The sequence below is a fragment of the Brachybacterium tyrofermentans genome (assembly GCF_014897585.1).
Lineage (GTDB): Bacteria > Actinomycetota > Actinomycetes > Actinomycetales > Dermabacteraceae > Brachybacterium > Brachybacterium tyrofermentans.
On the sequence record NZ_JABUXW010000050.1, the window covers coordinates 1 to 8,782 of the forward strand.

At 69.0% G+C, this 8,782-nt stretch carries 7 protein-coding genes; 5 read left to right on the plus strand and 2 right to left on the minus strand.

Annotated elements, in window-relative coordinates; genetic code table 11:
* Positions 1 to 395 precede the first annotated feature (395 nt).
* The gene (locus INT49_RS20140; protein WP_193119525.1) at positions 396 to 1,442 is read left to right on the plus strand and encodes a LacI family DNA-binding transcriptional regulator; all 1,047 of its coding nucleotides are present in this window, start codon (positions 396 to 398) and stop codon (positions 1,440 to 1,442) included.
* Here the strand turns inward: INT49_RS20140 and INT49_RS20145 are convergent.
* A complete protein-coding gene (locus tag INT49_RS20145; RefSeq protein ID WP_193119526.1) occupies positions 1,429 to 2,307 on the minus strand; it encodes an HAD-IIB family hydrolase in 879 nt (292 codons plus the stop codon). The genes INT49_RS20140 and INT49_RS20145 overlap by 14 nt on opposite strands.
* Positions 2,304 to 4,781: a hypothetical protein gene (locus INT49_RS20150; RefSeq protein WP_193119527.1), complete on the minus strand. Its 2,478-nt coding sequence runs from the start codon at positions 4,779 to 4,781 to the stop codon at positions 2,304 to 2,306. The genes INT49_RS20145 and INT49_RS20150 overlap by 4 nt, the downstream gene beginning before the upstream one ends.
* A gap of 206 nt (positions 4,782 to 4,987) precedes the next feature.
* Between INT49_RS20150 and INT49_RS20155 the strand changes: the two genes are divergently transcribed.
* The 4 genes from INT49_RS20155 (at position 4,988) to INT49_RS20170 (ending at position 8,730) form a co-directional block, all read left to right on the plus strand.
* Complete coding sequence (locus INT49_RS20155; RefSeq protein WP_193119528.1) at positions 4,988 to 6,316, plus strand: ABC transporter substrate-binding protein; 1,329 nt, start codon at positions 4,988 to 4,990, stop codon at positions 6,314 to 6,316.
* 52 nt (positions 6,317 to 6,368) lie between these two features.
* A complete protein-coding gene (locus tag INT49_RS20160) occupies positions 6,369 to 7,310 on the plus strand; it encodes a carbohydrate ABC transporter permease (RefSeq protein ID WP_226851087.1) in 942 nt (313 codons plus the stop codon).
* Between the two features lie 2 nt (positions 7,311 to 7,312).
* Positions 7,313 to 8,224 carry a carbohydrate ABC transporter permease gene (locus INT49_RS20165; RefSeq protein WP_193119529.1) on the plus strand — a complete coding sequence of 304 codons (912 nt, stop codon included), beginning with the start codon at positions 7,313 to 7,315 and terminating at the stop codon, positions 8,222 to 8,224.
* 257 nt (positions 8,225 to 8,481) lie between these two features.
* Positions 8,482 to 8,730: a hypothetical protein gene (locus tag INT49_RS20170; RefSeq protein WP_193119530.1), complete on the plus strand. Its 249-nt coding sequence runs from the start codon at positions 8,482 to 8,484 to the stop codon at positions 8,728 to 8,730.
* The last annotated feature ends 52 nt before the right edge of the window (positions 8,731 to 8,782 follow it).

Here is an 8,782-nt window from a genome sequence, read left to right on the forward strand (position 1 = left end):
GCCCCCATGATCCCAAACCACGAACCGTAAACTAACTAACGACACGCGCCACTAGATGTTGCGGGTCGTGACGTTGATGACACCGGTGTCGAGGCGTGAGGCCAGGCTGGTCGTGCGTCTCGGTGTTCACGTAGGTCACGTACACGTGGCCGGCGGCGCCTTCCGCACTGGTGCGGCGTGGTCGCCTCGGCGGGTGCTGGATTCGACTGGGCGGCAAGCACCGACGGCGCGGACATGGCCCCGGCCAGGCCGACGGCGGCACTGCCCTTAGCCGTCAGCGGGCGCGCCCCGAGCGTCGCCGGACGGGCATCCGGCCCACAGGTGGTAGGTAGGATTCGGGGCGGACCAGCGCGTACCGGAGTGCTGGTGGTCAGCGTGATCGCGGAGGAGGTGCTGTGGCCGCACGCAAGGTGACGATTTTCGACGTCGCCGCGAAGGCTGGCGTGTCGATCAGCTCCGTCTCCGCAGCGCTGAACGAGAACCCGGGTGTCTCGGCCGCGACCCGGGAGCGGATCCGCCAGGCTGCGGACGATCTCGGCTTCCGTGCCTCCCTTCTCGGACGCAGCCTCTCGGGCCGTCGGGCCTACGCGCTCGGCTTCGTCATCCAGCGGGCCCCCGACGTTCTCGAGATGGACCCCTTCTTCGGAGCGTTCCTCGGCGGTGTGGAGGAGGTGATCGATGCCCGCGGATACGCACTCGTGCTCCACGTCGGCACCGACCTTGAGGAATCCCTGACGCGTTATCGACGTCTTGCCGACGAATCCCGCGTGGACGGGGTCTTCCTCGCCGATCTCCGGCGCGAGGATCCGCGCGTCGCTCTCGTGACCGAGCTGGGCCTGCCCGCCGTCGGCATCAATGCCGATCCCGGCTTCCCCCTGCCGTCCGTGCGCCAGGACCATGAGTCCGCGATCCGCGAGCTCGTGGATCTCCTCGTGAAGCTCGGGCACACCCGGATCGGCCATGTCGCCGGCTGGCCCGTGCTTGTCCACTCGCTCCAGCGTCGAGAGGCCTGGGAGCAGGCGATGCGGGCCCACGACCTCGAGCCCGGGCCCGTGCTCGAGGGAGGGTTCAGCTATGCGGGCGGGGTCGACGCCGCGGCTGCCTGGATGGCCCTGAAGGACAGGCCCACGGCCGTGTTCTGCGCGAACGACCTCAGCGCGCTCGGCTTCGCCTCAGCCGTCCAGCAGGCGGGCTTCGACGTCCCCGGGGACGTTGCGATCGCCGGCTATGACGGGATCGAGCTGGGAAGGTACGTGAACCCTCCGCTCGCCACCGTGGTCACCTCTCCGAGGCAGCTAGCCCGACAGGCCGCCACGCTGCTCCTCGACCTCGTCGACGGGTCGCTGGGCCGAGACGGCGACCCCGGCATCCCCCGAGACGTCGACGTCGGTCCCGCCCACCTGGAGGTTCGAGGGTCTATCTCGACGATCACGCGGTCCTGAGGCCCGCAATCGCCGAATCGAGGTTCTCGAGGACCTCGGCGACGGCGTCGTCCGCCACGCCGCCGATGACCGCGCCTGCTGCCCGCCGCACCGGGACGGGGGCATCTGCCATCGCGAAGCTGTGGCCTGCGGCCGCGAACATTGAGACGTCGTTGGGCATGTCCCCGAAGGCCAGCACGCGTTCTGGTGGGATCCCGAGTGCTCGCGCATGGCGTGCGAGCGCGGCGCCCTTGGAGGCGCCGAGCGCCGCGAACTCGAGGAAGCACGGGGCCCTTCTGCTGCCGTAGGTCAGGGTCACGCGGTCCCCGAGCACGGGGCCGACCGCTGCGACCATCTCCTCGATCCCCGCGCGGGGATGCAGATAGGTGACCTTGAACGGTTCGATGTCCGCCAGGATCTCCGGGGAGGCTGCATCGGCCACCGGCCGGGCGGAGGGGGCCATCGCGGAGCGCCAGGGGTGCTCGAGCTCGATCGCCGTGCCGCCCACGCCGTCGAGGCAGAACCAGCCTCCCGGGAAGAGGCGGCGGCAGGTCGTGGCGAGCAGGCGCATGTCCTCGTCCCGGATGGTCTCCGCGCGCAGCAGTACGTCGCCCTCGGTCTCGAGATCCACGGCGCCGTTGGCGCACACCATGACGTTCTCCGTGAGCACGTCGAGAGGCAGGCGCTCTCTGCTGTCCCACGGGGATCTCCCGGTCAGGAAGATGACCCGGTCGCCCGCTGCGATGCGGGCCCTCAGGGCGGCGACCGTCCGCCGGCTGACCGTGCCGTCCTGGCCGACGATGGTGCCGTCCAGGTCGGTCCCGATCAGATGGGGCTCCCTCCCCGCTGGTCCCGCAGTTGCCGGGGTGGCGTCGAGCGTCGTCACTTCTGCACCTCGCCGAGGTGCCGCAGTCCGCTCACGTGGCCGCCGAGTCCCTCGACGTCCACCGCGGCAGGCTTCCCGTCGTCCGTGCGGACGCCGTTGTTCATCCAGATCGCATCGATCAGGGCGTCGATGCCAAAGGTCGAGGGCCAGACCCCGCGGCCGATGGGACGGTCGCCGAGGGTTCCATCGGCCGCCTGGTATACCTCGGCAAAACGCCCGGAGCGGACGATGTCGCGGAGCACGGCGTTGGCGAGGATCCCTGCCTCCTGCCCCCGGTCGCGCGCGAGCAGCCCGATCGTGGTCAGCTGCCAGTGCGGTGCCTTGAGGGCTTTCTCGGCGAAACCCGCGAACTCCGCATCGGGATCGTAGGTGCCCGCGAAGCGATCCTCGACCCGTTCATCGACGTCCTCGGGCACGTCGTCGAGCACGAGGCCGGTGACCTCGGCGATGGGATCACCGGTCGCGTCCTCGTGGGAGTTCTCGAGATAGTGCACGGACAGCAGCCTGCCGTCCTCCGAGAAGAACCAGTCCGCGTAGTCCTCCAGGACCGATGCTCGGAGATCCTGCCACCGGGCGGCGTCCTCCGGCATGTCCAGCTCTTCCGCGATCTTCTGCGCGTACTGCAGGTCGAAGGCGGCGGAGACGACGAAGCTCGCGTTGACCTCGTCGGGGATGTCGTTGTTCGCGGCGATCCACCGAGGGTTCTCCGCTGCCCAGGGCAGCCAGCGGGCGAGCGGCTCGTAGAGGGTCTGCAGCTGGTCCTTCTCGCCGCTCACCTGGTACAGCACCCACAGCGTCTGGGCGAGGCGGGCCGGCAGGTTCTGCCCGTCCAGGCGCCCGTCGGCCTGGACCTGCGTGAGGATGCACGAGAGGGTCGACCACGCGGTCCCGGCATCGACCTGCACCAGGTGCTGGGCCGCGAGCAGCGAGTCCCAGCAGGCCACCTGCGCGGCGCCGGGGACGCCCTTCATCCAGTTGTCGGCCTTGTCCGTGCCGATCGCCGCCCAGTCGTTGCCGGTCTCGGGGGTCGCAGGGAGCACGTTGTGGAGGATGTTCACCCAGCCTCGGTAGTAGGCGGAGCGCACGTCCTGGCTCTCCACCCCGCGTGCGTCGTCGAGCAGGCGGAGCGAGAAGTCCTGCGGGGTCGGGACCTGCGCGAGGAAGTCGTCGATCTCGCGCCGGCGTTCCTCGATGCCCTCCTCGGGCGAGGCGTCCCGCGCGGCCAGGGCGGCCTTCGACGCACCGTCCCGATCCTCGCCCACGGCGAAGCCGAGGCCGACCGTCAGCGTGCCGGATGCGCGCACGCCGGCGGTCCACCAGGTGCTCGATGCGCTCGGCTCCTCCGTCGGATCCCAGCCGGAGGCCTGGGTGAACCTGACCTGCGCGGCGCGAGGAAGGGCGATGGCACTGGTGAGGTTCTCCTCGACGACGGTGAGGACGCGGTCGCCGTCGTCGTAGTCCGCGGCGCCGAGGAGGGTGCCTGCGAGAGCGATCCAGCCGCGGGCGCGACGGGCATCGATCGTGCGCACCGCGCCGTCGACGTCGTGGAGGTGCTCGGTGCCCGAGAGCACGGAGCCGTCCTCGTAGTGGGCCTCGAACTCGAGATGGTCGGGCTGCCAGGCGGTGCTGGTGCGGAGGGCGCGCCGGTCCCAGCCGGACGTCCCCGCGGCGAGAAGGGCGACCCGGCGATAGGTCGTGGTCGACCCCTTCGCTCCGCCGCACGCATAGATCTTCACCCCGAAGCTGCGCCGGCCGCTCCACCCGGTGATCTGCGCGATGTCGTACACGTGGACCCCGGTCTCCGCAGTGTCCTCCTGGAGCGCGTAGTCCTTGTCGAGCTCCTCGTCATGGAGCTTGAGGGCCCACTGATCGCTGAGGCCCGCCACGTCGATCGCGATCAGCGGGTGGTCGTCGAGGTCCACGGTGAGGGTCCTGGTGACCGAGCCCGAGCTGGAGTCCTTGCCGATCGTGACCGTGCCGCCGTCCTCTCCCGGGGTCAGCGTCGCATCTCCGCTCGTGGTCACCCAGTCCTCCGGGGCGGAGAAGTCCTCGTCGAGCGCCGGCGAGGAGCCGACCGGAGGGAAGGGGTGCTCGCCCGTCGGCGCCGGCGGCAGCGCCTGGTCGGAGAGCGACGTGGTCAGGATGCTGCGGTGCTGGTTGTACCAGTCGTTCGCGATGTAGTTGGCGCCGAGGGGCAGCGCGGGCCCGCTGTTCTGCGACACCTCACCCTGGGTGAGCGTCGAGTTGTTGGGGTTCAGGGCGAGGCGCGAGTGCGGGATGGAGATCCAGCGCTGCTGGCCATCGCCCGTCTGCCGCAGGGCCGCCGCGCTCGCCTGCCACGCTCCGCCGTCGGAGCCGTTCCCCTGGGCCTCCCCGGCGAGGGGGATCACGAAGGGGGCGAGGCCGGCAGCGGCGGCCGTGCCGAGAAGAGTGCGGCGGCCGATGGCGGAACGATCGTTCGGTGCGGTGCTCATGGGACCTCCCTGTCCGTGCCGAAACGCTTCGGCTTCCAGGGAACCTAGCGGCACCCCGAGGCGGAATCAAGGGTCGGGAAGAATTGAGGGGGAGCGCTCCCCCTCGACGGGTCCATGGTGTTACGCTTCACACCGCCGAAGCGTTTCGGCTCAGTGTCAGCGACGACAGCGGGTGCTCAGCGCTCCCTCCGGAAGGAAGTGACTCGATGTCCGGGTTCACGCGACGACAGATCCTCACAGCAGGCCTCGGCCTGACGGCAGCCGGGGTGGCCACGAGCACCGCGGCCTGCTCCTCAGGGGGCGCGAACAGCGACAGCTCGGCGGAGGACCCCTCGGGGGAGCTCTCCATCATGGTGTCCAGCGCCAACGCCTCCGATTCTGCGTTCGAGCAGGTCAACAAGGACTTCCAGGAGAAGTTCCCGGACGTCACGGTCAAGTTCACGACGGTTCCCAACGACACCTACGAAGCCTCGCTCTCCTCACGCCTCACCGCGAAGAACGTCGATATCTTCGTCGCCAAGAGCATGTCCATCCCGCCCTCGTACGCGGAGGGATCGGAGGAGGACTCGGTGCGCCTGGCGCTCGCGGGCGGCATGCTCGAGCTGACCGATCAGGCGTTCATCGAGCGCTTCGACAGCTCGGTGCTGGAGACCATCACGCTCGAGGACAAGCTCTTCGTGGTGCCCACGGGTCTCAGCTACACGACGGGCCTCTACTACAACAAGGACATCTTCGAGGCCGGCGGCCTCGAGGTCCCCACGACCTACGCCGAGCTGCAGGAGGTCCTCAGCTCGCTGAAGGACGCGGGCACGACCCCGTTCGGCATCGGCGGCAAGGAGAGCTGGCCCGCGGGCCTGTACATGCTCGCCGCGGTCGAGGGCCTGTTCCCGAGCGCCGACGCCAAGGCCGATCTCGCCGAGAAGCTGTGGTCGAACGAGGTGAAGCTGACCGATCCGGATCTCGTCGAGATCCTGAAGCGGGTCGACCTCGCCTACCAGAACGCGCAGGACAACTTCGCCGGAGCCAGCTACGACGCCGTACCGGGAGGGTTCGCCTCCGGGGACTTCGCCATGATCGCCGACGGCACCTGGAACCAGCCCGTCGTCGACGCGGCGGTGGACGGCGCCTTCGAGTACGGATACTTCCCGACCCCGATGGGCGACGATGCGGCGAGCAACGACCACCTGACCGGCAAGGTCGAGCTCATGCTGGGCGTCGCGACAGACGCACCCAACCAGGGCGCCGCGCTCGCGTGGCTGGACTTCTTCTCCGAGAAGGAGACCTACACGTCCTTCATCGAGACCGCCGGCTACTCCTCGGCGCAGCCCGACATCGAGCAGTCCGAGTTCCTCGAGTCGATCGCGGCGTACACCGAGGAGTTCAGCACTCCGTGGAGCCACTACTGGTTCGCCAACAACAAGGCGGGCCAGGATGCCGCGTTCCCGTTCAACTATCCCGGGGTGAAGCCGCTCGGCTCCGGCACCCCCGAGCAGGCCGCCGACGCGGCGCAGAAGGCGTGGGGCGGGGCGTTCTGAGCCGCCGCCCGCACGTCCGAGTCGCCCGCGACCTCCAGGAGGAGACCCCCACATGACAGCACGAGCGGAGAGAGCCGCGCCGGTGCGCACCCGCTTCCCGTTCCCGCGGCGGGGCGCCGTGCGCCTCACCTTCGGCCTCGGGATGCTGATGCTGGTCCTGTTCGCGTTCGTCCCGGCCGTCGCCGTGATCGTCGTGTCGTTCACGGACCTGCGCGGGCTCACGTACGTGCCCACCCTCTGGGTGGGGATCGAGAACTACCTGGATTTCTTCAGCCCGGCCCGTGCGGCGGACAACTGGAACGCCCTGCGCAACACGATGGTCTTCGCGATCGTGGGGACCGTGCTGCAGATGGGCTTCGCCCTGGCGATCTCCCTGCTCCTGAACCGGCCGCTGCGTGGAAGGAACTTCTTCCGGGCGGTCGTGTTCATGCCGACGATCCTGGGCGTGACGGTCGGCGGTCTCATCTGGTCGCTGATCTTCAATCCGGCGGGCGGCCCGATGCAGAGCCTGCTGCATGCCGTGGGCACCCAGTCGGCCTTCTTCGGCGATCCGCGGATCGCGCTGGGCCTGGTCATCTTCGTGCACGTGTGGATGCAGGTCGGCATCTCGGTCGTCATCTTCCTCGCCGGCCTGCAGGCCATCCCGGCCGAGCTCCAGGAGGTCGCGAGCATCGACGGCGCCTCCGCGTGGCAGCGGTTCCGGAACGTCACGTTCCCGCTGCTGGCGCCCTCGCTGACCGCGAACGTGCTGATGGGCGTGGTCAACGCGATGCACAGCTACCAGCTCACCTACGTGCTCGCGGGGCCCAGCAACCGATCCACCCAGGTGCTGTCCCTGCTCGTGTACGTCCAGGCCTTCGGCGGGGAGTCCGGGACGTCCCTGTCTCAGTCCCAGGGGTACGCGGCGGCGATCGCGACCTTGCAGTTCGTCCTGGTGGGCGTGATCGCGCTCGCCACGCTCTTCTACCTTCGTCGTCGGGAGGCACGACTGTGACCATGACCGGCAGCTCCCGACGAGCCCAGACCAGCAGGACCGACGGCGAGGACGGGCTGGCGGCGCTCCCGCCGCCGAGCTCCGCGGCCCCGCGCCCTCGCCGCAGGCGGCGGCGCGCACCGGTGGGTGCCTACATCTGCTTGGTGCTCCTCGCGGCCGTGTTCCTGCTGCCGCTGCTGTTCCTGCTGAACACGGCACTCAAGAGCGATGCGGACTTCCTCGCGGACCCGGTCGGCATCGTCACCGAACCGCGTCTGCAGAACTTCGTGGATGCCTGGGTCCAGGGGCACTTCGGCTCGTACATCCTCAACAGCATCGTCTACACCCTGGGCGGCGCCGGGATCGGGACCGTCATCACGATGCTGGTCGGCTTCCCCGTCGCCCGGGGATACATCGCCGGGGGCAGGATCTGGCCGATCGTGTTCGCACTGCTGCTGTTCCTGCCCAACTCGCTGATCACCCAGTTCCAGCTGCTCCTGCGACTGGGCCTGTACGACTCGCGCCTCGGATATGTGCTCATGGTGGCCGTCGGGGTCGGCGTGGGACCCCTGCTGTTCACCGGCTTCGTGAAGTCCCTGCCGATCGAGCTCGACGAAGCCGCAGCGATCGACGGCTGCGGCTACGGGCGGTACCTGGTCAGCTTCGCGCTTCCCCTGTGCCGACCGGCGCTGACCACGATCTTCATCCTGCAGGCCGTCTGGATCTGGAACGAGATCATCCTCGCGACGGTCCTCCTCGCCGATCAGGAGAAGTTCCCGATCACCGTGGGGCTGTTCGCGTTCAAGGGTGCCTACTCGAACCAGTGGGGGCTGCTGGCCGCGGCGACCATGATCGTCGCCGTCCCGCTCGTGGTGGGCTACATCTTCATCCAGCGCTACCTGGTCAACGGGGTGCTGGGGGCGGTCAAGGGCTGACTGTGAGGATGGCTTTGTCGGCCTTGTGCTGATGGGGTGTGTTCGACGGCACCGGGTGTGACTCGAGGTCTGACTGGCTTCGTGCCTTTGATGGGACTTGTCCACTCGGTGTCGTCGAACCCGGCCCGGTCGGAGCTGACTGGCCTGATCAGGAGCTTGACCGCGGGCGTAGCCGCGCCCACGTGTCCCGTCACAGTCCTGCCGTGACTCCTCCCGGACCGGACCCGTTTCGTCCACTCCGGAGCTAGGAGGAACGCATGACCAGTCTGACTGACATCGCAGAGATCGTCATCGGGGTCGATACCCACGTCGATACCCACACCGCCGCCATCGTCGAGACCACCACCGGTGGAGTGCGCGCCGAGATCACGGTGCCCACCACCCCGGCCGGCTACCAGGAACTGCTGGACCTGGCCGACGAGCACTCGCCCCTGCGAGCGTGGGCGATCGAGGGCACGGGTGGTCACGGTGCCGGGCTGACCCACCTGCTGGAGCGTGAGGGCTGAATCGCCCCGGGTCTGGTGGAGGCTCTGAATCCACGGGAGGATGAGGAGCATG

Excerpts from the sequence above, each read along its gene's own strand:
- INT49_RS20150 (WP_193119527.1), bottom strand. The coding sequence starts at position 4,781 with ATGAGCACCGCACCGAACGATCGTTCCGCCATCGGCCGCCGCACTCTT.
- INT49_RS20155 (WP_193119528.1), top strand. The coding sequence starts at position 4,988 with ATGTCCGGGTTCACGCGACGACAGATCCTCACAGCAGGCCTCGGCCTG.
- INT49_RS20160 (WP_226851087.1), top strand. The coding sequence starts at position 6,369 with ATGACAGCACGAGCGGAGAGAGCCGCGCCGGTGCGCACCCGCTTCCCG.
- INT49_RS20165 (WP_193119529.1), top strand. The coding sequence starts at position 7,313 with ATGACCGGCAGCTCCCGACGAGCCCAGACCAGCAGGACCGACGGCGAG.
- INT49_RS20170 (WP_193119530.1), top strand. The coding sequence starts at position 8,482 with ATGACCAGTCTGACTGACATCGCAGAGATCGTCATCGGGGTCGATACC.